At 62.4% G+C, this 24,897-nt stretch carries 22 protein-coding genes; 18 read left to right on the top strand and 4 right to left on the bottom strand.

What is annotated here, in order from left to right; translation table 11 throughout:
* Positions 1-221 precede the first annotated feature (221 nt).
* Both ACZ9IU_RS29355 and ACZ9IU_RS29360 read left to right on the top strand, forming a co-directional pair.
* Positions 222-1,997, top strand: coding sequence for a cytochrome c biogenesis protein DipZ (locus tag ACZ9IU_RS29355; protein WP_040125709.1), 1,776 nt, complete (start codon positions 222-224; stop codon positions 1,995-1,997).
* 47 nt (positions 1,998-2,044) lie between these two features.
* On the top strand, positions 2,045-2,800 hold the full coding sequence (locus tag ACZ9IU_RS29360) for an alpha/beta fold hydrolase (protein WP_040124333.1): 756 nt from the start codon (positions 2,045-2,047) through the stop codon (positions 2,798-2,800).
* An 85-nt stretch (positions 2,801-2,885) separates the two neighbouring features.
* Here the strand turns inward: ACZ9IU_RS29360 and ACZ9IU_RS29365 are convergent, their stop codons facing one another.
* Both ACZ9IU_RS29365 and ACZ9IU_RS29370 read right to left on the bottom strand, forming a co-directional pair.
* Positions 2,886-3,269, bottom strand: a complete 384-nt coding sequence (locus ACZ9IU_RS29365; protein WP_244447594.1) for a YybH family protein — start codon at positions 3,267-3,269, stop codon at positions 2,886-2,888.
* Between the two features lie 8 nt (positions 3,270-3,277).
* Entirely contained in the window at positions 3,278-3,982 is a 705-nt protein-coding gene (locus ACZ9IU_RS29370) for a GntR family transcriptional regulator (protein WP_051900350.1), read from the bottom strand.
* Between the two features lie 261 nt (positions 3,983-4,243).
* On the opposite strand from ACZ9IU_RS29370, the gene ACZ9IU_RS29375 reads away from it, so the two are divergent.
* The 6 genes from ACZ9IU_RS29375 to ACZ9IU_RS29400 are packed head-to-tail and all read left to right on the top strand — an operon-like array spanning position 4,244 to position 11,638.
* Complete coding sequence (locus ACZ9IU_RS29375; protein ID WP_040125707.1) at positions 4,244-6,076, top strand: gamma-glutamyltransferase family protein; 1,833 nt, start codon at positions 4,244-4,246, stop codon at positions 6,074-6,076.
* Between the two features lie 38 nt (positions 6,077-6,114).
* Positions 6,115-7,635: an ABC transporter substrate-binding protein gene (locus tag ACZ9IU_RS29380; protein WP_040125706.1), complete on the top strand. Its 1,521-nt coding sequence runs from the start codon at positions 6,115-6,117 to the stop codon at positions 7,633-7,635.
* Positions 7,636-7,653: 18 nt separating this feature from the next.
* A complete protein-coding gene (locus ACZ9IU_RS29385; protein ID WP_051900348.1) occupies positions 7,654-8,694 on the top strand; it encodes an ABC transporter ATP-binding protein in 1,041 nt (346 codons plus the stop codon).
* Complete coding sequence (locus tag ACZ9IU_RS29390) at positions 8,691-9,809, top strand: ABC transporter ATP-binding protein (RefSeq protein WP_040124328.1); 1,119 nt, start codon at positions 8,691-8,693, stop codon at positions 9,807-9,809. Before ACZ9IU_RS29385 ends, ACZ9IU_RS29390 begins: the two co-directional genes overlap by 4 nt.
* A gap of 3 nt (positions 9,810-9,812) precedes the next feature.
* A complete protein-coding gene (locus ACZ9IU_RS29395; RefSeq protein WP_040124327.1) occupies positions 9,813-10,754 on the top strand; it encodes an ABC transporter permease in 942 nt (313 codons plus the stop codon).
* A gap of 2 nt (positions 10,755-10,756) precedes the next feature.
* Positions 10,757-11,638 carry an ABC transporter permease gene (locus ACZ9IU_RS29400; RefSeq protein ID WP_051900324.1) on the top strand — a complete coding sequence of 294 codons (882 nt, stop codon included), beginning with the start codon at positions 10,757-10,759 and terminating at the stop codon, positions 11,636-11,638.
* A 135-nt stretch (positions 11,639-11,773) separates the two neighbouring features.
* Here ACZ9IU_RS29400 and ACZ9IU_RS29405 read toward each other — a convergent pair whose 3' ends face one another.
* Positions 11,774-12,682: a helix-turn-helix domain-containing protein gene (locus ACZ9IU_RS29405; RefSeq protein ID WP_040124326.1), complete on the bottom strand. Its 909-nt coding sequence runs from the start codon at positions 12,680-12,682 to the stop codon at positions 11,774-11,776.
* A gap of 165 nt (positions 12,683-12,847) precedes the next feature.
* Here ACZ9IU_RS29405 and ACZ9IU_RS29410 point away from each other — a divergent pair, with 165 nt between their 5' ends.
* The 9 genes from ACZ9IU_RS29410 (at position 12,848) to kduI (ending at position 21,659) form a co-directional block, all read left to right on the top strand.
* Complete coding sequence (locus ACZ9IU_RS29410) at positions 12,848-13,021, top strand: hypothetical protein (RefSeq protein ID WP_157885288.1); 174 nt, start codon at positions 12,848-12,850, stop codon at positions 13,019-13,021.
* Complete coding sequence (locus tag ACZ9IU_RS29415) at positions 13,018-13,902, top strand: carbohydrate ABC transporter permease (protein ID WP_040124324.1); 885 nt, start codon at positions 13,018-13,020, stop codon at positions 13,900-13,902. The genes ACZ9IU_RS29410 and ACZ9IU_RS29415 overlap by 4 nt, the downstream gene beginning before the upstream one ends.
* Before the next feature lie 2 nt (positions 13,903-13,904).
* On the top strand, positions 13,905-14,813 hold the full coding sequence (locus tag ACZ9IU_RS29420; RefSeq protein ID WP_040124323.1) for a carbohydrate ABC transporter permease: 909 nt from the start codon (positions 13,905-13,907) through the stop codon (positions 14,811-14,813).
* Positions 14,814-14,817: 4 nt separating this feature from the next.
* Positions 14,818-15,927: an ABC transporter ATP-binding protein gene (locus ACZ9IU_RS29425; RefSeq protein WP_040124321.1), complete on the top strand. Its 1,110-nt coding sequence runs from the start codon at positions 14,818-14,820 to the stop codon at positions 15,925-15,927.
* A gap of 32 nt (positions 15,928-15,959) precedes the next feature.
* Positions 15,960-17,216, top strand: coding sequence for an ABC transporter substrate-binding protein (locus ACZ9IU_RS29430; RefSeq protein WP_040124319.1), 1,257 nt, complete (start codon positions 15,960-15,962; stop codon positions 17,214-17,216).
* A 4-nt stretch (positions 17,217-17,220) separates the two neighbouring features.
* Positions 17,221-18,735: a polygalacturonase PglA gene (gene pglA, locus ACZ9IU_RS29435; protein ID WP_040124318.1), complete on the top strand. Its 1,515-nt coding sequence runs from the start codon at positions 17,221-17,223 to the stop codon at positions 18,733-18,735.
* Between the two features lie 6 nt (positions 18,736-18,741).
* Positions 18,742-19,887 carry a glycoside hydrolase family 88/105 protein gene (locus tag ACZ9IU_RS29440; protein ID WP_040124317.1) on the top strand — a complete coding sequence of 382 codons (1,146 nt, stop codon included), beginning with the start codon at positions 18,742-18,744 and terminating at the stop codon, positions 19,885-19,887.
* Positions 19,888-20,031: 144 nt separating this feature from the next.
* Entirely contained in the window at positions 20,032-20,658 is a 627-nt protein-coding gene (locus ACZ9IU_RS29445) for a class I SAM-dependent methyltransferase (RefSeq protein WP_040124315.1), read from the top strand.
* Between the two features lie 152 nt (positions 20,659-20,810).
* Positions 20,811-21,659, top strand: coding sequence for a 5-dehydro-4-deoxy-D-glucuronate isomerase (gene kduI, locus ACZ9IU_RS29450; protein WP_040124314.1), 849 nt, complete (start codon positions 20,811-20,813; stop codon positions 21,657-21,659).
* A gap of 42 nt (positions 21,660-21,701) precedes the next feature.
* Here the strand turns inward: kduI and ACZ9IU_RS29455 are convergent, their stop codons facing one another.
* Positions 21,702-22,751 (bottom strand): LacI family DNA-binding transcriptional regulator, encoded by a 1,050-nt coding sequence (locus ACZ9IU_RS29455; RefSeq protein ID WP_040124312.1) that lies wholly within the window; start codon positions 22,749-22,751, stop codon positions 21,702-21,704.
* Positions 22,752-22,922: 171 nt separating this feature from the next.
* On the opposite strand from ACZ9IU_RS29455, the gene ACZ9IU_RS29460 reads away from it, so the two are divergent.
* A complete protein-coding gene (locus tag ACZ9IU_RS29460; protein ID WP_040124311.1) occupies positions 22,923-24,848 on the top strand; it encodes an ABC transporter substrate-binding protein in 1,926 nt (641 codons plus the stop codon).
* The last annotated feature ends 49 nt before the right edge of the window (positions 24,849-24,897 follow it).

The following is a 24,897-nucleotide window of genomic DNA, read 5'->3' on the forward strand; positions in this document are numbered from 1 at the left end:
ACGTTCTGATACAATTCAGGCACTGCCGATCTGGGCACCTTCCGCCGCGCCTGGCGATTTGTGTCGCTCTGTAGCGCGCCGGGCGAATTTCTACATTTCGGTACATTTCCCCACGAACCCGGACACATCCGGGATACGTCGCGCCGACCAGATTGGCACCGTTGCTGGTCGAGCCGCATCGCCGCCCAGAACCCGAACATCCGGTTTCAAAGGAAACGATGATGACGCTTCTTATCATTGCCTATCTCGGAGGGGCGCTGACGATCCTCAGCCCGTGTATTCTCCCTATTCTTCCCTTCGTCTTTGCGCGCGCCGGACAGCCGTTCGTCCGCAGCACATTGCCGATGCTCATTGGCATGGCCGCCACGTTTGCGCTCGTCGCCACGCTTGCAGCCGTCGGCGGCAGCTGGGCCGTCCACGCCAACGAATACGGCCGGCTCGCCGCCATCATCCTGCTTGCAATTTTCGGCGTCAGTCTCCTCTCGCCGCGCGTCGCAAGCTTCGTCACCCGGCCGGTCGTCGATTTCGGCAACAAGCTCATGAATGCCTCGGGCAAACCCGGTTCGGTGCCGACCGCAGCGAGTTCATTCGTCCTCGGCATGGCGACCGGCCTGCTCTGGGCGCCTTGCGCCGGCCCCATTCTCGGACTCGTCCTGACCGGTGCCGCGCTGCAGGGCGCGAACCTTGAAACGACATTCCTGCTCGCTGCCTATGCGGCCGGCGCGGCAACTTCCCTCGCCGTTGCGCTCATCGTCGGCGGAAACATCTTTGCCGGGATGAAGCGTTCGCTCGGTGTCAGCGAACGGATCCGCCAGGTCTTGGGTGCCGCCGTGCTTGCCGGCGTCGCGGCCATCGCGCTCGGCCTCGATACCGGCCTGCTCGCCCGTCTCTCCTATGCCAGCACCGCCTCCTTCGAACAGGCCGTACTCGACAGGCTCCACGCAAAGCCATCGGCCGGTTCGCCATCGGAAATCGCCAGCAATGGCATGATGATCACGGCAGCCGATACCACCCGGCCGTTCCGCAGTAACCTGCCGGTCGAAGGCCGTGCGCCTTCGCTCGACGGCGCGGTCGAGTGGCTGAACTCTGCCCCGCTGACGGCTGAACAGCTCCGCGGCAAGGTCGTGCTCGTCGATTTCTGGACCTATTCCTGCATCAACTGCATCCGCACCGTGCCTTACGTCCGCGCCTGGGCCGAAAAGTACAAGGATCAAGGCCTCGTGGTGATCGGCGTGCATGCCCCGGAATTCGCCTTCGAGAAGAAGATCGACAATGTCAAAAAGGCCGTCGGCGACTTCAAGATCGGCTACCCGATCGCAATCGACAACGACTACAAGATCTGGCGCGCCTTCGAAAACAGCTATTGGCCCGCCCAATATCTGATCGATGCCAGGGGCCAGATCCGCTACCATCACTTCGGCGAAGGCAATTACCGGCAGTCCGAGCAGGCCATCCAGGACCTGCTGCGCGAAGCCGGCAGCGAGACGGCTGCCACCGCACCGGTGGTGCCGGACGCCAAAGGCGCCGAAACAAGCCCGGACCTGCGCAATGTCCGTTCCGGCGAAACCTATCTCGGCTACAAGCGCGCGACCAACTTCGCCTCCCGGGAAACCCTGCTCGCCGACGCCGCCCGCGACTATTCGATCGAGGAGCCCAGCCTCAACGAATGGGGCCTCTCCGGCACCTGGACCGTCGGCGCGGAACAGGCAACGCTCGGCCAGCCGGGCGGCGGCATCGCCTACCGGTTCAGCGCCCGCGACCTGCATCTCGTGCTCGGTCCCGCCACCGCCGGCAAGCCGGTCCGCTTCCAGGTGACGATCGACGGCAAAGTTCCGGGAACAGACCACGGCGCTGATATCGACGCGGATGGCAACGGCACGGTGACCACGACCAAACTCTACCAACTCGTCCGCCAGGCCGGCGATGTCGAGGCGCGCAATTTCGAGATCCGCTTCCTCGATCCCGGCGTCGAAGCCTACGCCTTCACCTTCGGCTGAAACCTCATCCCAACCCAATCCTATATCAACCAACAGGAATTAAGCTCATGAAAAGACGTATCTCCACCTTCGCACTTGCCCTCGCCATCAGCGTCATCGCCTTCGCCGCACAGGCCGCCGAGGTCAAGAACATCGTTATCGTCCACGGCGCGCTGGCTGACGGCTCGACCTGGCGCAAGGCGACCGAAATCCTCGAAAAGCGCGGCTTCAACGTCACGATCGTCCAGCAGCCGATCACCTCGCTTGCCGACGATATCGCCGCGACGAACCGGGTGCTGGACCTGCAGGACGGCCCGACCCTGCTCGTCGGCCACAGCTATGGCGGCATGGTGATCACCGAAGCCGGCCACAGCCCGCATGTCGCAGGCCTCGTCTACGTGGCGGCGTTCCAGCCCGACAAGGGCGAAAGCCTGCTCGGCCTCGCAAGCTCCAAGCCGGCCGGCGGCATGAACATCCGCGAGACGAAGGACGGCAAATATCTCTATATCGACTCCGCCGCATTCCCCGGCGATTTCGCCGCGGACCTGCCGAAGGACGAAGCACGGTTCCTTGCGAGATCCCAGGTGTTTGCCGCCAAGGAGGCTTTCTCGGCCAAGGTCGGCGATCCGGCCTGGCACGCCAAGGAGAGCTGGTCGATCGTCGCCACCGAAGACCGCTCCATCAACCCGGAACTGGAAAGGGACATGGCGCGGCGAGCCGGCAGCGACATCATCGAAATCAAAGCAAGCCATGCCGTCTTCGCCTCCCAGCCGGAGAAGGTCGCCGACGTCATCGAACGTGCGGCCAGGCAGGCGGGCGAATAAGTCCTGAGAGACGACAGCCCGGCGCAGAAAAACCTCCCGCGCCGGGCCTGCCTCAAACTCCGGGATATCGGACCTCAGGTCCGGCCTATCTCTCGATCTGCGAGACGTGGTTGAGCGCGATCACCCATTTGCCGTCGCGCTTGCGCATCAGCCGGGTGTTGACACCGGTCTGGTTGCCGGCCGGCCGGACCAGCTTGTAGTCGCTGATCAGCTGGGCCGCATCCGGCGCCAGCATTTCGATGCGGATGTTGGTGAAGGCGAGCTCGCCTTGCGAGCCCGGAGACCCGCCGTAATCGGCGATATAATGCTCGAGCGTCGCCTGCCAGTCCTTTTGTATACGACCGCGCGAGACGAAGATGACGTCGGGATTGGCGAACCCGGCCATGTAGCCATGGAAATCGGCCCGGTTCCAGGCCGCCTGCATGTCGGCAATGACGGTGCGGATGACGTCTTGATCTGTATTGGACATTCGGTAATTCATGCCTTTCCAAGAAGATTGATCTTGGCGACGGCGTCGTCTTCCTGCCGCTGCCGTTTGACGAGAACTTCCTGTGCCGCCGAGACGAGATGCCGGCGAAGCGCGTTTTCCACCGCCTTGGCATCTTGATCGAGGATCGCGTCGACGATCTGCTGGTGCTCGCTGCAGGAACGCTTCAGGCGTCCCTTGTCTTTCAGCTGGTATTTGCGGAACGGCGCGAGCTTCAGCCGCAATGTCTGTGCCGCGGCGATCAGGTCGCTGTTGTGGCTGCCCTGGAACAGAAGGCTGTGGAAACGGGTATTGATCTCGTTGTAGCCAGCGTGATCGCCCTCTTCGGCAAGCGCATTCATCTCCCGGTGTAGGCTTTCGAGCTCGGCGCGCTCGCTCATCGTCATCCGATGGGAGGCAAGGCGCCCGCAGGTGGCTTCGAGTTCGGCCATGGCCTCGAACATCTCGTCGATCCGCTCGGCCGAGATCTGCGTCACGATCACGCCCTTGTAAGGCTCGCGCTCGGCAAGCCCGCGCCCGCACAGAATATGCAACGCTTCCCGCACCGGCGTGCGCGAGACGTTGAACTGGGCGGCGATGGAGGTTTCGTCGAGGCGCGATCCCGCGGCGATCTCGCCGTTGATCACCGCCTCTTCAAGCTGTTCGGCAATCGCGTCGCTGCGAATTTTCTTTCCCGGGGCAGGTGTGTCCAGCATCTCTTTGTTTTCCCAAGCAGCGCCCCTCAGAGCCAGGCGCCTTTCAATTATGCGAGCATGAGTAGGTTACACAATGCACTTGCATTGTGGGCAGAGAATATACAATATGTCCACAGGGAGTGGCCACATGTTGGCGCCTGCGGCTGACTGCAGCGTTGGCATGTACATAATCCAGCCTCTATGACTTTGACTTGTCGACAAGTCTCCAGCATGGAGGCGGTTTGCGCGCAGGTCGTGCTGGATGAGAGATTGGGAATCGATATGACCTTCACGACGCGACCGGAACTCAGAGGCACATTTGGCGCCGTGTCGTCCACCCATTGGTTGGCCTCGGCCGTCGGCATGTCCATTCTCGAAAGGGGCTTCACGGCTTTCGACGCGGCGGTCGCCACCGGTTTCGTCCTGCAGGTCGTCGAACCGCATTTGAACGGCCCTGCCGGTGAAGTCCCGATCATCGTCACGCCGGCCGGCGCCGAGGCGCCGACCGTGATTTCCGGCCAAGGCCCCTCGCCTGCCAAAGCGACGGTCCGGTATTTCAAGGATCTCGGCCTCGACATCATTCCCGGCACCGGCCTGCTGCCGGCCTGCATTCCCGGCGCCTTCGGTGCCTGGCTGACGCTGCTGCGCGACTACGGCACGGCCGAACTCGAAGACGTGCTAGCGCCGGCGATCTATTATGCCCGCACTGGCCACCCGCTGGTGCCGCGCATCGCCAATACGATCGCTTCCATGCGCGAACTCTTCGAAACCCACTGGCCGAGCTCGGCGGAAGTCTACCTGCCCGGCGGCGTAGCACCGCAATCCGGCAAGCTGTTCCGCAATCCGCAGATCGCCGACGTCTATCAGCGCATCATCGACCAGACCAAGTCTGCCAAGAACCGCGAAGCGCGCATCGATGCGGCGCTCAATTTCTGGTATCGCGGCCCGATCACCGAGCGGATCGAGGAATTCTGCGCCACCGAAAACGTCTGGGACGTTTCGGGCCGCCACCACAAGGGCCTGATCACAGCCCAGGACATGGCCGACTACAAGCCGCTGATCGAAAAGCCCGTCTCGGTGACCTATGGCGACTACGAGGTCTTCAAATGCGGACCGTGGTCGCAAGGCCCGGTGCTCCTGCAGATGCTGCAGATCCTGAAAGGCACCAACATCGCCGATCTCGACACGATGAGCCCGGATTTCATCCATCTCATCGTCGAAACGACCAAGCTTGCCATGGCCGATCGCGACAGCTGGTACGGTGACAATCCGGACGTACCGATGAAGACCCTCCTGTCTTCCGGTTACGCCGATATCCGCCGTGCGCTGATCGGCAGCACCGCCTCGATGGAAATCCGCCCCGGAGCGCCCGATGGGCGCAATCCCAATGTGCCGCCGCTTCGCGCCGTCGGTACCATCACGCAGCCGGGTCTCGGCGGCGGCGAGCCAACCGTGGCGCGCGAACACAAACTGCCGAACGATCGTGAAGGCGAGCCGACGCTGACCCGCGAAGGCGCCCAGCGCGGCGATACCGTGCAGGTCAGCGCCGTCGACAGATGGGGCAACATGGTTTCGGCGACGCCGTCCGGCGGCTGGTTCCAGTCGAGCCCGGTCATTCCGGGCTTGGGATTCAGCCTGACGACCCGCGGCCAGATGTTCTGGCTCGAGGAGGGTTTCAACTCCACGATGATGCCGTCGGTGCGCCCGCGCACCACATTGACACCGTCGACGGCCTTCCGCAACGGCAAGCCCTACATGGCCTTCGGCACGCCCGGCGGCGACCAGCAGGATCAGTGGCAGCTGATCATGTTCCTGCGCCACGTCCACAAGGGCATGAACCTTCAGGAGGCGATCGACGCGCCGTCCTTCCATACTGACCACCTGCCGAGCTCCTTCTGGCCGCGCGAGATCAGCTTCGGGGCGGTGACGCTCGAAGCGCGCTTCCCGGAAGCGGTGCGCGAGGAACTGGCGGCACGGGGCCACAAGATCACCATCAGCGATGCCTGGTCGGAAGGCCGGCTGGCCGCCGTCGCCCGCGAGATGGATGGAGATACCCAGCTGATCAAGGCCGGCTCCAATCCGCGCGGTGTGCAGGGATACGCGGTCGCGCGCTGATCTTCGAATTCGAGTTTAAAACAAGAGAGGGAATGTTGATGAAACCACTTTATCTCGCACTCGCAGCCGGCCTGGCGCTGAGCGGCATGACGGCACTCGCCGCCCCCGCCGCTGCCCAGTCCGTCCTCAAGATCGGCCTGCAGGACGATCCCGATACGCTCGACCCGGTTTCCAACTGGAGCTTCGTTGGCCGCCACGTGCTTCAGTCGCTCTGCGACAAGATCGTCGACATCGACACCGAAGGCAAGATCGTCCCCATGCTGGCGACCAGCTGGGAATGGAACGCCGACAGCACCGCGCTAACGCTCAAGCTGCGCAACGACGTGGTTTTCCACGACGGCACCAAGATGGATGCCGCCGCGATCAAGTACAATCTTGACCGCGAACTCACCATGAAGATCTCCCGCCGCAAGGCGGAAATCAGCGCCGTCAGCAGCGTCGACGTGGTCGATCCTTTGACCGTCAAGATCAACCTCAAGGAACCGTCGGTTCCGCTTCTGGCCGCCCTCAGCGACCGCGCCGGCATGATCGTGAGCCCCAAGGCCGCTGAAGCGCTCGGCGAAAAGTTCACCGACGCCCCGGTCTGCTCCGGCCCGTACAAGTTCGTCGAACGTGTTACCCAGGACCGTATCGTGCTGGCCAAGTTCGACAAGTACTACAATGCCGACCAGTACCATTTCGACCAGCTCGTCTATCGTGGCATGCCGGACTCCAACGTCCGCCTTCTCAACCTGCGTTCGGGCCAGCTCGACCTGATCGAACGTCTCGCCGCCACCGACGTCGAAGCCGTCAAGGCCGACAAGGCCCTCGCCGTCGCTCCGGTCGTCGGTCTCGGTTACTACGGCATCACCTTCGACATCACCGGCGAAGGCGCCGACCTCGACGCCGGCAAGAAGGCCGCGATCCGCGAAGCCTTCAGCCTGGCGATCGACCGCGACGCGATCAACAACGTCGTGTTCGAGGGCCAGTTCACCACCGGCAACCAGCCCTTCCCGCCCGCCAGCCCCTATTACGACAAGAACTTCCCGGTTCCGGCCCGTGACCTCGGCGCCGCCAAGAAGAAGATGGCCGAAGCCGGCGTCAAGGCGGTCGATCTGGAACTCCTGGTTCCGACCGATGCCGAGCGCCAGCAGGTCGCCCAGCTCATCCAGGCCATGGTCGCCGAAATCGGCATCAAGGTGTCGATCAAGCCGACCGAACTGATGACGCTGCTCGACATTGCCCGCCAGGGCAAGTTCGAGTCCCATCTCGTCGGCTGGAGCGGCCGTGTAGACCCGGATCTCAACATCACGCCGATGCTTGCCTGCGGCGCAGCCGGCAACGATGCGCATTACTGCAACAAGGAGCTGGATACGATCCTCACCAAGGCGCGCGCCATCGGAGATATGAATGCCCGCAAGGTCGAGTACAGCAAGGCGATCGCGATCCTTCTCAAGGACCTACCGCTCGTCTATCTCTATCACTCGCAGTGGATCTTCGCGCACAATTCCAACATCACCGGCCTGAAGCCTGCCCCGGACGGCATCATCCGTCTGACCGGCGTCAGCCGTAAGAAATAAGTTGGCAATCGAGCTTCGATGAGCACGTCTCAAGATATCCTCAGCAACCCGTCAGCCCGATCCGTTCGGGCTGACGATGCCGTTACGCCCGTATTGGAAGTCACAGACCTGCGTGTCGCCTTCGAAGGCGACGCGCGGACCGTCACCGCGGTCGACGGCGTCAGTTTCACCGTCCGGAAGGGCCGCACCCTTGCGATCGTCGGCGAGTCCGGCTCCGGCAAGAGCGTCACCTCGCTTGCCGTCATGCGGCTTCTGCCCGAACACTCCGCGCGCATTTCCGGCAAGGTCAATTTCGACGGGCGCCAACTGCTCGACGAGACTAAGAGCGCGATGCGGTCCTTGCGCGGCAACCGGCTGGCGATGATCTTCCAGGAGCCGATGACCTCGCTCAACCCGTCCTATACGGTCGGCGAGCAGATCAACGAAGTCATCCTGCGCCACCGCCCGATTTCCAAGAAGGAGGCGACCGAACGCGCCATCGCCATGCTCCGGCTGGTGCGCATTCCCTCGCCCGAGACCCGCTATCACCAATATCCGCACAATCTTTCCGGTGGCATGCGCCAGCGCGTGATGATCGCCATGGCGCTCGCCTGCGATCCGGAACTGCTGATCGCCGACGAGCCGACCACGGCGCTGGATGTCACCATCCAGGCGCAGGTACTCGAGCTGATGCGCGAGCTGCAGGAAAAGACCGGAACCGCCATCGTCCTCATCACCCACGATCTCGGCGTCGTCGCCGAAGCCTGCGACGACGTGATCGTCATGTATGCCGGCCAAGTGGTCGAACAGTGTTCGGTCGAACAGCTCTTCACATTTCCCGAGCACCCCTACACGATCGGCCTGCTCGGCTCGTTGCCGCGTCTTGATGAAAAGCGAGAGAGCCTGGTGGCGATCACCGGCACCGTGCCAGACATGGCCAACCCGCCCAAGGGCTGTCGTTTCCAGGCCCGCTGTCCCTTCCGCATCACCAAATGCGCCGAAATGCCCGACCTGATGGAAGTGTCTCCGGGGCATTTCAGCCGCTGTTGGCGCGCGCCCATGGAGGACCTCGTCCCATGATCAAGCCGGTTTCCTCCTCTCCCGCCGGCACGCCGATCATCGAGGTCCGTGGTCTTGGAAAGAAATTCGTCGTCAAGCGCACCGTCTTCGGGCGGCCGCTGGCTGAGGTCGGCGCAGTGGACGACGTGACTTTTTCCCTGATGCCCGGTGAAACCCTTGCCGTCGTCGGCGAGTCGGGCTGCGGCAAATCCACCCTTGGCCGCATGCTGATCCGGCTGATCAAGCCGACTTCCGGCGAAGTCTTCATCGACGGTCACAACGTCACCAATGTCAGCCATGCCGTGATGCGCGAGCAGCGCCGCCATGTGCAGCTGATCTTCCAGGATCCCTATGCATCGCTCAATCCGCGCATGACGATCGCCCAGACGATTGCCGAGCCGCTGATGCTGCACAACATCGTACCCGCCGGCCAGCGCCCCAAACGCGTCGCCGAGCTCCTGGAAATGGTCGGCCTGCGTCCGGAACAGGCGAACCGTTATCCGCACGAATTTTCCGGCGGCCAGCGCCAGCGCGTGGTGATCGCACGTGCGCTTGCCTCCGAGCCGAAAGCGATCATCTGCGACGAGGCGGTGTCCGCGCTCGACGTATCGATCCAGGCGCAGGTCCTCAATCTTCTGAAGGATCTGCAGAAGCGGCTTGGTCTCGCTTTCGTGTTCATCAGCCATGATCTCGGCGTAGTGAAGCACATCGCCGACCGCGTCGCGGTCATGTATCTCGGCAAGGTGGTCGAGCTCGGCACCGCCGAGATGATCTTCTCGACGCCCCGCCATCCCTATACGCGCGCGCTGCTGTCGGCCATTCCGGTCGCCGCACCGCCGAGCCAGCACCGGTCCCGCGCCGCACGCCTACACGGCGACCTGCCAAGCCCGATCGCTCCGCCGCCAGGCTGTCGGCTGCACACGCGCTGTCCGCATGCGCGTCCGGAATGCCAGACAGTCAGCATGGCGCTCGATATCGAGCCGAACGGCCACGCCAATGCCTGCGCCTTCTGGCACGAGCTGCCGGCGCAGGATGCCGACCATATCCGCGAGCCGCGCAATCCGAAACTCGAAAAGCTGTTCGCAGCCTTCGAGGCGATGGCCGCGCGTCCGGCACTAACGGCAACGGAGAGCTAAGCCATGTCCTCGCTTCTCGCCCGCCGCCTGCTGCAGCTCATCCCGACGGTCATTCTCCTGTCGCTGATCATCTTTTCGCTCCAACATCTCCTGCCGGGCGATCCGGCGCTGGTGCTTGCCGGCGACAACCCGGACGAGGCAACGCTTGCCGCCATCCGGGAACAGTACCATCTCGATCAGCCGGTCTTCGTCCAGTACATCTTCTGGGTCAAAGGTGTGCTGACCGGCGATCTCGGCGAATCCATGCGCCATAACCGGCCGGTCCTCGACCTCATCCTCCTCAAGCTGCCGGTGACCCTGCAGCTCGCCGTGATGGGCATCGTCGTAGCGCTTGTGCTGGGCATTGCCGGCGGCGTCATCTCGGCGCTGCGCCAGAATACCACCATCGACTACATGACCAATGTCGTGTCGCTCGCCGGCATTTCGGTGCCGAACTTCTGGCTCGGCATCATGCTGATCATGTTCTTCTCGGTCTATCTCGGCTGGCTGCCCGCATCCGGCTTCGTCAGTCCCTGGGAAGACTGGAGGATGAACCTCTCGACGACGATCATGCCGGCCTTCGTGCTGGGATCGGCGATTGCCGGCGTCATCATGCGCCATACCCGCAGCGCCATGCTGCAGGCGCTGGAAAGCGATTATGTCCGCACCGCCCGCGCCAAGGGCCTCAGCGAGTGGGTCGTGGTGTTCAAGCATGCCATGCGCAACGCGCTGACGCCGATCATCACGCTCGGCGCGCTGGAATTCGGCGCTCTGCTCTCCGGTGCGGTGCTGACCGAACAGATCTTCACGATCCCCGGCTTCGGCAAGCTGATTGTCGATGCGGTTTTCACCCGCGATTATCCCGTGGTGCAAGGCGTCGTGCTGGTCACGTCGATCTTCTACATCATCCTCAACCTGCTGGCTGACATCGGATACATCCTCGTCAACCCCCGACTGAGAAGCTGACCGTGCTGACGATTTCCGAACCCAAGACATCGATCAATCTCGTCTCGGCCTTCTTCCGGGGACGGTTGTGGCGGCGGCTCTCGAAGCGCAAGAGCGCCCTCGTCGGCCTGATCGTGGTGCTGATCATGGTGTTCGTGGCGGCCTTCGCGCCGCTTCTGGCACCCTATGATCCGGCCGCCCAGAGCTGGACGGCGGTCCGCAAGGCGCCGTCCGCCCTCCACTGGATGGGCACGGACGAGGCCGGCCGCGACATGCTTTCGCGCATCATCTGGGGCGCACGCGCCTCGCTGATGGCCGGCCTCACCTCGGTCGGCATCGCCATGGCGATCGGCGTGCCGCTCGGACTTGCAGCAGGTTTCCTCGGTGGCCTCATCGACGGGCTGATCAGCCGTTTCACCGACGCCATGCTCGCCTGCCCGTTCCTGATCCTGGCGATCGCATTCGCCGCCTTTCTCGGCCCAAGCCTCACCAATGCGATGCTGGCGATTGGTATCACGGCCATGCCGCTGTTCATTCGCCTGACGCGCGGCCAGGTTTTGTCGATCAAGGCGGAGGAATATGTGGAAGCGGCAAGTGCTGTCGGCAATCCGCAATGGCGCATCGCGGTCCGGCATATCCTGCCGAACATCCTGCCGCAGCTGATGGTTCAGGCGACGCTGACCATCGCATCCGCGATCATCGCGGAGGCCAGCATGTCCTTCCTCGGCCTCGGCCTGCAGCCGCCCGCCCCCTCCTGGGGCTCGATGCTCAACTCGGCGCAGCGCTTCCTCACCAACGCACCGTGGATGGCGCTCTGGCCTGGCATGGCGATCTTCATGACGGTGCTGTCCTTCAACCTCCTCGGCGACGGTCTCCGCGACGCTCTCGATCCGCGCTTCCGTTAAGGAGTAGGATAGTCGTCTTCCGAAAGCTCCAGCCAATTCAGTCCTCGGGATGAGGCAAAGCTTCGCACTGCGGAAAACGCCGTCGCAATCGATCGTCAAACTTTCGCAGATGACTGATTTATGTTTGGGCCATCATCAGCGCGTCAGCGGATAGATCAACTGGCCATCCTCCTCGCCTCTTGGGAAAGCACCCTCGCGGCTGCGCTTTTCGGACTGCTGATAACCCTGCGGGCTGATGCCGATATAGCGCTTGAACATGCGGGAGAAATAATAGGCGTCCGTATAGCCTGAAAGCTCGGCAGCGCGTTTCACCGTGCAGCCGCCGGCCATCAGGCCCATCGCTCGCTCCATCCGTTTGAATTCCTGGAACTTGTCGGGCGTCCAGCCGACCCGCTTCTTGAACTCCCGCTTGAAATAATCCGGATTGTAGGGCGCCGAACTGATCGTTCTTTCGACGATCTCCTCGCCCAGCGGATCGGCGGCGATCTGGCTGGCGGCCACCATGACCGAAAAGGACAGCGCATCCGGATTGTTGACATTGCCGACCGACTGCTCCTTCCAGCCAATATGGGCCTGTTCGATGAATTCGATCAACAGGAACATGAAAAGATGGTGCTGGAGGAGCGTCGTCGAATAGGGCGGCGCGTTGTCGTGGTAGTAGCGCGTCAGCGGCTCCATCATCTCCCACCGGGCGAGCGTGACGGCATGTTTCAGGTTCATCTGAGCGATCAGGTCGAGCCGCCCGAAGAGGTCGAGGGTAAAATGCTGGGCGATGCCGGTATAGGCCTCCATCGAGGTCGAATGGCCGGAAAACCAGGTATTCGCCGGCAGCAGCATTGCCCTGCCCGGCGCCATGTCGATCGTCTCGCTCCCGACCTCATAACGAGCCGAGCCCGTCAGGCAGATGATCAGGTCGTGCACGCTGTTCGATTTGTCCACGCCCCAGGTATGCGAGTGCTGCATCCTTATGGTTGAACGCGTCAGCGTCAACGCCATCGCATTCATCGGAATGGCAGACAGAATGCTACCTTCGGTTTTCTCCATCCTTTTCCCCGAATTCGTCGATTTGATCTGACTGGCAAAGTGAGAATATCAGCCAGGGAGCTGAGAACTCAACACGCCTGAGACATTAATGGGAGGAAATGGCGCTTCAATTGCGGAAGCCTGATGGATCAGGCGTGTCCGCAGATAGAAGAGCCAGAGGTCGCGATGCACAATATAGCAAGTGTCTCTTCGTTCAACGTCGCCTCTATCGGCGGCGGTTCGCTCAACTGCGCGACGAAATCCATGGGCGACTTTGCCTGTGAGGGAACCGTCACCGTGCATGCCGGCCAGATGCTGCGCCTGCCGGAAGCGCCGGCCGGACTGGGGCAGCCGGCATGAGCGGCGACAACAAGTTTCTGGGGCTGTTCTACCTGTCGCCCTTCATCATTGGACTGCTGGTGTTCACGGCGCTCCCCTTCCTCGCGTCGCTTTATCTGAGCTTCACCAACTACAATCTGATGAACGAGCCGGTCTTCACCGGCCTGCAGAACTATATAAGGCTGTTCACCAACGACCGGACGTTCCGCAAATCGCTGTGGGTGACGCTGGTCTACGTGTTCACGACGGTGCCGCTGAAGCTCGTCTTCGCGCTCTTCATGGCCGTGATCCTCAATTACAAGCTGAAGTTCATCAACGTGTTCCGGACGGCCTATTACGTGCCGTCGATCCTCGGCGGCTCGATCGCCATCGCCGTCCTGTGGCGCTACATCTTCGCCGATGTCGGCCTCGTCAACATGGGCCTGCAGCTCATCGGCTTCGAGCCGGTCAACTGGTTCGGCGATCCCACCAATGCGCTGTTCACGATCACGCTGCTGCGCCTCTGGCAGTTCGGCTCGGCCATGGTGATCTTCCTCGCGGCCCTGCAGAGCATCGACAAGACGCTCTACGAGGCGGCCTCGATCGACGGCGCCGGCAAATGGACAAGCTTCGTCTACATCACCCTGCCGCTGATCACGCCGGTGATCTTCTTCAACCTGATCATGCAGATGGTCCAGGCCTTCCAGGAGTTCAACGGACCCTACATCATCACCCAAGGGGGGCCTTTGAAATCCACCTATCTCCTGCCGATCTACATCTATGACGAGGCCTTCAAGCGCTTCGACATGGGTTATGCCTCGGCGATCGCCTGGGTCCTGTTCCTGATCATCATGGCCCTCACCCTCATCGCCTTCTGGTCTTCGCGCCACTGGGTCTATTACGCCGGCGACAAGAGGAGCTGACCATGACCGATCACATCCTCTCCCAGGACTCCGCAGCCGCCCGCGACGTCGACGTCGTCCGCAGCCGCGAAACGCGCCGCCACCGCTTCAATGCCGTGCTGCGTTACGCCCTGCTGACCGTGGTCGGGTTGCTTATGCTCTATCCGCTGATCTGGCTGATCGGCGCATCGTTCAAGACCAATTCGGAGATCTTCTCCAATCCCGGCTTCTGGCCGGAACACCCGACGCTCGATGGTTATATCAGGGGCTGGAAGACCTCGACGCCCTATTCCTTTGGCACGTTCTTCATCAACACGCTGTGGATCGTCATCCCGAAGGTGATCGGCACGGCGATTTCCTGCACGGCGGTCGCCTACGGCTTCGCCCGCTTCGATTTCCCGTTCAAGAAAGTGCTGTTTTCCGCGCTGATCGCGACGCTGCTTTTGCCGAACGTCGTCACCCGCATACCGCAATACCTGATCTTCCGCGATCTCGGCTGGCTCGACAGCTATCTGCCGCTCTGGGTGCCTTCCGCGCTGGCGGGCGATGCCTTCTTCGTCTTCATGCTGGTGCAGTTCCTGCGCGCCATCCCGCGCGACATGGAGGAGGCTGCCCGCGTCGACGGGGCCAATACCATCCAGACGCTGATCTTCATCGTCGTGCCGCTTCTGATGCCGGCGCTGATCTCGGTCTGCCTGTTCCAGTTCATGTGGACGATGAACGACTTCCTTGGTCCGTTGATCTACATCTCCTCGGTCGAAAAATACCCGATCTCGCTGGCACTGAAACTGTCGATCGACACGACGGAAGCCTTCGAATGGAACCGGGTTCTGGCAATGTCGGTGCTGTCGCTGGCGCCGGCTCTCGCGGTCTTCTTCCTCGCCCAGAAATATTTCATCGACGGCATCTCCTCCGGCGGGATCAAAGGATAGTCACATGGCGCGTCTTCAACTGAGAAACCTCGAAAAAGACTATGGTACCTTCCGCGCCGTGCATGGCATCAATCTCGATGTCGAGGATGGCGAGTTCATGGTGCTGGTCGGCCCCTCCGGCTGCGCCAAGTCCACAACGCTCCGGATGATCGCCGGGCTGGAACGGATCACCGGCGGCGAGATCCGCATCGGCGGCGAACTGGTCAACGACAAGACGCCGGGTGACCGTGGCATTTCCATGGTGTTCCAGAACTACGCGCTCTATCCGCATATGAAGGTGCGCAAGAACCTCTCCTTCAGCATGCGGCTGAAGCGCCGGCCCAGCGCCGAGATCGAGCAGGCGACGAGCCATGTCGCCGGCCTGCTGGAGATCGACCCCTTGCTCGACCGGCTGCCGAAACAGCTGTCCGGCGGCCAGGCGCAGCGCGTCGCGGTCGGCCGGGCGCTGATCAAGAAACCGCAGGTCTTCCTGTTCGACGAACCGCTCTCCAATCTCGATGCCAAGCTGCGCGCCTCGATGCGGGTGCGCATCACCGACCTGCACAAGCGGCTGAAGGCGGAAAACCAGCAGGCGACCGTCATCTACGTCACCCATGACCAGACCGAAGCCATGACCATGGGCGACCGGATCTGCGTCATGAAGGACGGCCACATCATGCAGGTCGCCGACCCGGTGACGCTCTACAGCCGCCCGGCCAACACCTTCGTCGCCGGCTTCATCGGCAGTCCGGAAATGAATTTCCTTGACGGCACATTCGAGGGCGACAACAGCGTGCGAGCCGCAGATCAGCTGATCACGCTCGGCGACGAGTTCACCAAACGGATTTCCGGACGCAGCGAGCACGTCACGCTCGGCATCCGCCCGCAGCATTTGCGCATCGCGGCCGCTGAAACGCCCGGCACCATCAAGGGCAAGCTTACCCATATCGAGTTCATGGGCCACGAAGTCTACCTCTATGTCGACATCGGCCCGAAACGCCTGATCGCCGTCGTGCCGTCCGCGTCCTACGACCGCGGCGCGCTTCGCGACGACTGGGTCTGGCTCTCCGCCGACCCGAAGGGCGTCCATCTGTTCGACCGCCAGTCCGGGGAAAACATCAGCCTGGCGATTTGAAACGTCATCGTTCCAACTTGGGAGGAGCCAAAATGAGAACCATGTTCATGACGGCGGCTTTGTTTGCCGCCACCAGCCTTTCGACCGCATTCGCTTCGGATCTGCGCATGTCCTGGTGGGGCAGCGACGACCGCCATATCGCAACCCAGGAGGCCCTGAAACTTTGCGGCGCCAAGTTCGGCCACACGATCGCGCCTGAATTCACCGGCTTCCAAGGCCATCAGGAAAAGATCGCCACCCAGCTCGCCGGCCGCACCGAGGCCGACATCATGCAGGTGAACTGGCCCTGGCTACCGCTGTTCACCAAGAACGGCGACGGTTTTGCCGATTTGAACCAGTACAAGGACATCATCGACCTCAGCCAGTGGTCGAAGTCGGATCTCGACAGCGGCACCGTCAAGGGCAAGCTGAACGGCATTTCCGTCTCCACCACCGGCCGCGTCTTCATGTTCAACAAGACCACCTATGACAAGGCCGGCATCCCGATCCCGAAGACCTGGGAAGAGCTGATTGCCGCCGCGCCGAAGATGAAGGAAAAACTCGGCAAGGAGTTTTATCCCTTTGAAGGTGCCGCCCTCGATGCCCGCCTCATGGTGATCCTGCGCACCACCCAGAAGACCGGCAAGGACCTGATCGACCCAGCAACCAACAAGGTCGCCTGGAGCGAAGCCGAACTCGTCGAAGGCCTGGAATTTTACAAGACGCTGGTCGACAAGGGCGTTATCGAGAGCTGGAAGACGGTTGCTGCCGGCGGCAACACGCCGCTGCATGAAAACCAGAAATGGGCCAAGGGCCAGATCGCCGGCACCTACCAGTGGGACAGCACCTACGGCAAGATCGCCACGCCGATGGAAAAAGGCCAGGAGCTCGCGCCCGTGAAGCTGTTGACGATCGAGGGCGCCAAGACCGACGGCGTCTACCGCAAACCCTCCATGCTGTTTTCGATCTCCAGGAACAGCAAGGACCCGAAGGGCGCGGCCCAGGTGCTCAATTGCCTGCTCAACGATCCGGCAGCGGTCAAGATCATGGGCGCCACGCGCGGCATTCCGTCCAGCAAGGTAGCGCTCGATACGTTGACCAAAGAGGGCAAGATCAAGCCGGTGCAGATCGAAGCCTACAAGCGGGTGATGGAGCCGACCAGCCCCGGCGTCTCGCCGCTCAACGAGCATCCGCGCGTCACCGAAGTCTTCGACACCAATTTCGAAGCCTTCGCCTATGGCCAGCAATCCTCCAAGGATGCCGCGACCGAGATCATCGCTGGCATCAACCAGGCGCTGACGGGGATCTGAGGACGTGACGGACGTCGCCATCGAACTCCTGATCACCGGCCCCCGCAGCGCGACCTTCCGCGTCGATGCCGAAAGGCATCTCCACACGCGCGAGGAAGCGCTTGCCTGGCAGGTCCGGAGGCTCGATGGCGCGTTGGTGGCCGAGGGGACGACGTCGAAAGTCGTCTTCACGGTCGCTTCCCTTGAGTCGGGAGCTACCTATCACCTGCATGCAGGCGAAGCCCGGCTCGAATTTGTCACACGGCAGGAAACGGCCCTGATCGACATCCGCGATTTCGGCGCCTCGACGGATGCACAGGACAATGCGCCGACAATCCAACGGGCCATTGCGGTGCTCGCTCCCGGAGGCACGCTGAGAATGCCGGCCGGGCGCTGGCTGAGCGGTCCGATCTTCCTCAAGAGCGACATGACCCTTCTCGTCGAAGACGGCGCGGAGCTTGCGGCGATCGCCAGCAGGCAAGACTTTCCGATCCTGCCGGCGCGCCATGCGGATGGCCGCATTCTCGGCACCTGGGAAGGCGTGGCCGAGCCCTGTTACGCCAGCCTGATCAATGCGATCGACTGCCGTGACCTGCATCTCGCCGGCACCGGCATTATCGACGGCGGCGGTGATCGCGGCGACTGGTGGTCATGGCCGAAGGAGACGCGCCAGGGCGCCCGGCGCCCCCGCACCGTCTTCCTTTCGGCCTGCGAGGACGTCACGCTTTCCGGCCTCACTATCCGCAATTCGCCGTCCTGGACGGTCCATCCGGTCCTCTGCAAGGGGCTTGTCGCGGCGGACCTGACGATAGAGAACGATCCAGGTTCTCCAAATACCGACGGGTTCAACCCCGAGAGCAGCTCCGATATCCGTCTTGTCGGCCTGCACATCTCGGTCGGCGACGATTGCATCGCACTGAAGGCCGGCAAACGCAGCCCGCTCGGCGGTCCCGACCGCCCGACCAAGCATGTGCGGATCGAGAACTGCCTGATGGAACGCGGCCACGGTGCGGTCGTCATCGGCAGCGAGATGAGCGCCGGCATCAGCGACATCGCCATCCGGAACTGCCACTTCAGGGGCACGGACCGCGGACTGCGCATCAAGACGCGGCGGGGGCGTGGCGGCACCGTCGCCAACATCCGGCTCACCGACAGCCTGATGGAGGACGTGGCGACCCCGGTCGCCGTCAATTCCTTCTATTTCTGCGATGCCGACGGCCGGTCCGATTACGTCCAGTCCCGGTCGCCGCTGCCGGTCTCCATGGAAACGCCGAGCATAAGCTCGATCTCCGTCGAGAATGTTACCGTTACCGGCGCGCGAACGGCCGCCGCCGTCTTCTACGGACTGCCGGAGGCGGCAATCCGGGATATTGCCTTCGAAGACTACACCGTCTCCTTCGCGCCGGATGCCGAGGCCGAAGTGCCGGAAATGGCCTCTCTCCTCCTGCCGCTCCGGCATGCCGGGATCATTGCGGAAAACGCCGTTTTCAGCCGCCTTGCGCGACTTTCTCCGGTTTCCATTCATCCAGCTCAAGACTGAAATCCGATGCTTCAGGACTATTTCGAGACTTACGCCCGCGATTACCAATATTACAAAGGCGGCGCTTGGTGTTACGAGGACGGCTGCCTCTATCGCGGCCTGATCGCGCTTTACGAGGCGACCGGCGAGCGCCCATGGCTGGATCATCTCATCCGGCTGGTGAGCGGCCAGATCGATACGCAGGGCCGGCTTGTCGGCTACGAGATCGACGAGTTCAACATCGACAACATCCTGCCCGGCCGTGCCCTTGTCTTTCTCCATCGGCTGACGGGAGAACGCCGTTGGCTCGACGCCGCCGCCCCACTGGCGCGACAGCTCGAAACGCATCCGCGCACCGGCAGCGACGTCTATTGGCACAAGCTGCGCTACCCGCATCAGATCTGGCTGGACGGGCTCTATATGGCGCTGCCCTTCAAGGTCGAATATGCCAGGGCAGCTTCCGATCCCCGGATGGTCGAGGAGGCGCTCCGGCAGTTCACCACGGCACTCGACCTCACCCATGACCGGCAGGCGGATCTTTATCGCCACGGTTACGACGAGGCCCGGCAACAGGCTTGGGCGGATGCGGAAAGCGGCCTTTCGCCGGCCCATTGGGCAAGATCGATCGGCTGGCTGGCGATGGCCTTCGTCGACATCATCGAAAACCTGCCCGCCGGTCCAGCGCGGCGGGAGTTGACCGACCGCGCCGCGGCGCTGGCGTCCCGGATCATCGCCCTTCGCACCGCGGATCACCGCTGGCTGCAGGTGATCGACCGGCCGGAAGAGGCGCAGAACTACCCGGAAAGCTCGGCAACGGCGATGTTCTCCTATTTCCTCCAGAAGCTCGCGCGGTTGGGCGGGCCGGCCGACGTTTCCGAGGCCGGTCGAGCGAGCCTGCAATCGCTCGTCGCACAGGAACTGCGGCAGGATGCCGATGGACGGCGAAGGCTCCATAACATCTGTTGCGTCGCGGGTCTCGGGGGCTTCAACGGCCGCTATCGCGACGGCACCGTCGGTTATTACCTCTCCGAGGAAATCCGCGCCGACGACATCAAGGGTGTCGGACCGATGATGATGGCCCATGCGGAAACGCTGCTGGACACGCAATCGATGATGCCCCAGGCTGCGCAGCCGGAGGGCCGGGTCGAGCTCAGCGCCGCCGTCAAGCGATAGCAGCGCTGGGTAGTGTCTCAGATCGAACTTCTGTTATGGGTGGGAAGCAAAACGCCCGCGTTGTCACCAACTGCCGAAAGTGTGAAGCGCGCAACGGGCTCTCGCCCATTGTGGGAGTCTTTGTCTCGAGGGAGGAGCGCTACGATGAGCACCGACAGGGACACTGTGCGGTCCTATGATGCGGTCGCGGCGGAGTACGCTGCTGAAGCCGCGGCGATGCCCGAATGGGTCGCGACAGAGATCGATGCGTTCGTGACCGGGCTTGGTGGCTCGGGCAGGGTACTGGAGATCGGAAGCGGTGGCGGGCGAGACGCCCTTGCGCTTGAGAAGCGGGGGATTAGCGTCCGGCGCACCGACATTTCGAAAGGCTTCGTCGAACTGCTTCGCGAGAGCGGCTTCGAGGCCGACCTGCTGGACCCGCTGACCGACGACCTGGCCGACCCGCAGCGTCCCAGCACCCCGTATGACGGGATCTGGGCCTGTGCCTGCCTGATCCACGTCGCGCGCGAAGATTTGCGCGTGGTGCTCGAACGGCTTGCCGAGGCGACCCGGATCGGTGGCCGGCTGCACGCCTCGGTCAGAGAGGGTGATGGCGAGGATGCATCCACACACGGCAGAGCTGCAGCGCCTCGGCGCTACGTCGAAACCTACTGGCGCGAGCCTGCCCTGCGATCCGCACTCACAGACGCTGGCTGGATCGTCAGCGACGTATGTCGGTACGTCGGAAGGCCCGATGATCGGTGGCTGAGCGTTCGGGCGGTTCGGGCATGACGCAGACAAAGATCCAGGCCCGATAGAAGCGGTGTACCGCGTCCGCACGGGAAACCAACCCGGTTGGATCGAACTTCCCGGGTCGAAAGCCGAAGTTCAAACTGAGACACTACCCCAGCGCCCTCGCGCCGAGAAACAGGAGAAAACAGACCATGACGATCGATGTCCGGACGCGCCATGCCGTTCACTACAGCCAGTCGGAGCGTATGACGAGCGCGGAGCTGCGCGAAAATTTCGTGATCGAGGATCTCTTTGTCGCGGGGACATTGCAGGCTGTCTATACCCACTACGACCGCATGCTGGTGGCCGGTGTCACGCCGACACAGACAAGCATCGGCATCGGCAGCGAGCTGGCGAAACTTGTCGGCGCGGATTCCTTCCTGGAACGTCGCGAGCTTGGCCTCATCAATATCGGCGGATCGGGTCGCGTCTTCGCCGATGGCCTGACTTACGCGCTCCAGCCGATGGACGGGCTCTATCTCGGCATGGGAACGAAGGAAATCTTCTTCGAGAGCGACAACCCGTTAGCGCCAGCGAAATTCTATATCAACGCTGCACCGGCGCACGCCACCTTACCCTCGCGGTTCGTCGGCAGCTCAGATGCGATCGAGAACAATCTCGGCGACAGTGCCACATCGAACAAGCGCAAGCTCTACCAGTACCTGCATCCGAAGGTGCTGCCGACCTGCCAGCTGCTGATGGGGCTGACCCGGCTGGAGACCGGCAGCGTCTGGAACACCATGCCGGCGCATCTGCATGACCGGCGGATGGAAGCCTATCTTTATTTCGAGATCCCAGAAAACGCCTTCGTCGTTCATCTGATGGGGCGTCCGGCGGCGACAAACCATCTGATCATCCGCAATGAACAGGCAGTGCTCTCGCCGCCCTGGTCGATCCATTGCGGTGCCGGCACCGGCGCCTACGCCTTCATCTGGAGCATGGCCGGTGACAACCAGTCCTTCTCCGATATGGACATGGTGGATATGAAGAGCCTCAAATAGGTCCTCGAAGTCGGGCTGCTACCGGAGCACCGATCTACTCCGTCAGACGGGCACGATGCGTGGCTCCTGCCGAGACGCCGCACGATCGCTTGGATGCGCCGGGTCCCTGCATGGCCCGGTGGAGCGGCGCTCGATGATCCTCGATGCGACCTGGACCCTGCGCGCGGGGGTGCCGGGCTGGCGCGGGTTCTCGATCCGCTCGAGCAGCAACCGCAGGCCGACGGCTCCGCATTCCTGCCCTTCCATGCGTACCGTCGTCAGCGCCGGCGAGATCTGCTTTGCCGGCGAAAAATCGCCAAAACCGACCACCGAGACATCATCGGGAATGCGATAGCCCTGGCCCAGGAGCTCGGAAACGACGGTAAGCGCCAGGCCGTCATGTGCGCAGAAGAAGGCGGTCGGTCGCGCGCCTTCTTCCTTCAGTGCGCGATAGGTTTCGGCAAAACCATTCTCCTCCTCGAACTGCAGGACGTGCAACGTGACATCCGGGTGACGTTCGGCGATTTCGCGGGCGCCATAAAAGCGCTCGCGGCGGCCGCGATAGCCGGGTGTGCCATGGACATAGGCAATGGAACGGTGACCGAGGTCCACCAGGTATTGGATCACCGCCTGTCCTGCCTCGTGGTCGGTGCCGGAGACCTGATCGGCATCCTCCAGCGGATCGACCCAGCCGAACCGGATGATCGGAGTGCCGGTCGCCATCGCGGCGCGGATCGCCTCGCGATCGTGCGGTCCTACCAGCAACAGCCCGGCGCAGGTGCGGGCCAGTTCTTCAAGCTGGCCCTGGCTGTGGGTCCATAACATCCTGAGAGCCATGCCGAGCCTGTGCGCCTCTGCCTGAACCCCGTTCTGGATCTGCATGTGCAGCTCGCTATTGACTGGATCGAGATCGTGAAACACCACCGCGATATCGCCCGGCGTGGTCTGGCTGGCGGGCTTGCTATAGCCGAGACGCAGGGCTGTTTCGCGGATCCGCTCGCGGGTTTCCTCGCTGACGCCGCTCTTGCCCGATAACGATCTGGATACCGCATATTTCGAAAGGCCGACCTCGCGCGCGATGGTCTGTAAGGTAACCCGCCCCCTGCTCTTCATTGCCCATCCCCCTGCAGCTACCGCGTGGCTACACTGCTGCACTGCAAAACGCAATTTTGCCAAACAACACTACATAACACTTTACCTAACAGTATTCGAATGCAAACTTTTCGTTATCCACGCCCAAGGGAAATAATAGGTGACGGCGGGGACTGTGTGGAGGAGACACTCATGATCAAGCTGAAACGTCGCGCGTTTCTGGCCGGGACCTCGGCCGTTTTGATTTTGCCGGCCCTGCCGGCCTTAGCCGTCGACTACAAGGAAGCAAGCCTCCTGAAGGACAAGGTCGCCAGCGGCGCCCTGCCCCCTGTCAAGGACCGCCTGCCCGCCAACCCGCTTGTCATCAAACCGGTCGAAAGCGTCGGGAAATACGGAGGCGACTGGAAGCTGGCGCTGGTCGGCGGCGGTTCGCTCTCCATGCTGTTCCGCTACCAGGCCTATGAACCGCTGCTGCGTTATACGCCGGACTGGTCCGGCGTGACGCTGAATGTCGCGGAAGCCTTCGAAGGCAACGCAGACTCGACCGTCTACACCATCCGCCTGCGCAAGGGCATGAAATGGTCGGACGGGCATCCCTACACCACGGCCGACGTCAAGTTCTGGTATGACACGGTGCTCACCGACAAGCGCGTCGCCGTCACCAGCCAGGGCCACTGGAAAACCGCCGGCAAGCCCGCCAAGCTGGAAGTGGTCGACGAGCAGACCTTCAAGGTCATCTTCGAAAAACCTAACGGTATGTTCCCGTTGCAGGTCGCATGGTCCAACCTGGACCACACCACCCGCTGCCCCAAACACTATCTCGAACAGTTCCATATCGACTATAATCCGAAGGCGGACGAGCTGGCCAAGCAGCGCGGTTTCCAGAGCTGGATCGCCGCATTCCAGTCGGCCTCCGGCTTCCAGGATGACAACGCCTTCTTCCTCAATTCCTCGAAGAAGCCCTGCCTCAACGCCTGGATGTTCACGATCGCGCCGGGCGAAAACACCGAGCGGGTGGTGGCCGAACGCAATCCCTACTATTGGAAGGTGGATACCGAGGGCAACCAGCTGCCTTACATGGACCGCATCGTCTACCAGATGGTCGCCGACCCGCAGGTGCTGCTGTTGAAATGCATGCAGGGCGAAATCGACCTGATGGACCAGTATATCGCCACCCCCAACAACAAGTCGGTTCTCTACGACGCGCGCAAGCAGGGCGGCTATGACTTCTACACGCTGACCTCGACCGAGGCCAACGTGATGAACTTCATCTTCAACCTGAACCACAATGACGAGACGAAGCGAAAGCTCTTCCGCAACAAGAAGTTCCGCGCGGCCCTGTCGACGGCGCTCGACCGCCAGACCCTGATCGACGCAGTGCTTGTTGGCCAGGGCGCCCCCGCCCAGCCATCGATCAAGGAAGGCGATCCGCTTTATAACGAAGAGCTTGCCAAGCAGTTCACCGAGTACAGCGTCGACAAGGCCAATGCCATGCTCGACGAACTGATCCCGAAACGCGACAGCCAGAATTTCCGTCTCGACGAGAAGGGTCGGCGGCTGACGATCATCTTCGAGATCGACCAGGCACGCCCGATCTTCCTCGATCTCTTCCAGCTGGTCATCCCGATGTTCCAGGCGGTCGGCATCGATGCGCAGATGCGCACCATGGACCGTTCCCTCTGGGAAACCCGCGTTCGCCAGGGCCGAGACTTCGACGCCACCGCACACCAGTTCGGCGCCAATGGCGGCGTCGCGGCGATGCTCGATCCGCGTTATTACGTGCCGACCGACAGCAACGCGATGTATGCCCCGGCCTGGCAGCTCTGGTATCTCGATCCGAAGAACGCCAATGCCGAGGAACCGCCGGAAGACACCAAGAAGCAGCTTGCGCTCTACGACAAGCTGAAGGCGACCTCGGATCAGGCAGGCCAGCGCGAGATCATGAAACAGCTCCTGCAGGGAGCTGCGGAAACCTTCTACGTGTTCGGCATTTCGCAGCCGCCGGACGGCTACGGCATCGTCAAGAACAACATGAAGAACATCACCAAGACCATGCCGAATTCGTTCGGCTGGCCGACCCCCGCCCCGACCATGCCGGAGCAGTTCTACAAGGTCTGACGACCTCGCACATTCCGATGTTTTCCGGGCGCCGGTCTCACCCGGCCGG

The sequence above is a fragment of the Mesorhizobium sp. USDA 4132 genome (assembly GCF_056279545.1).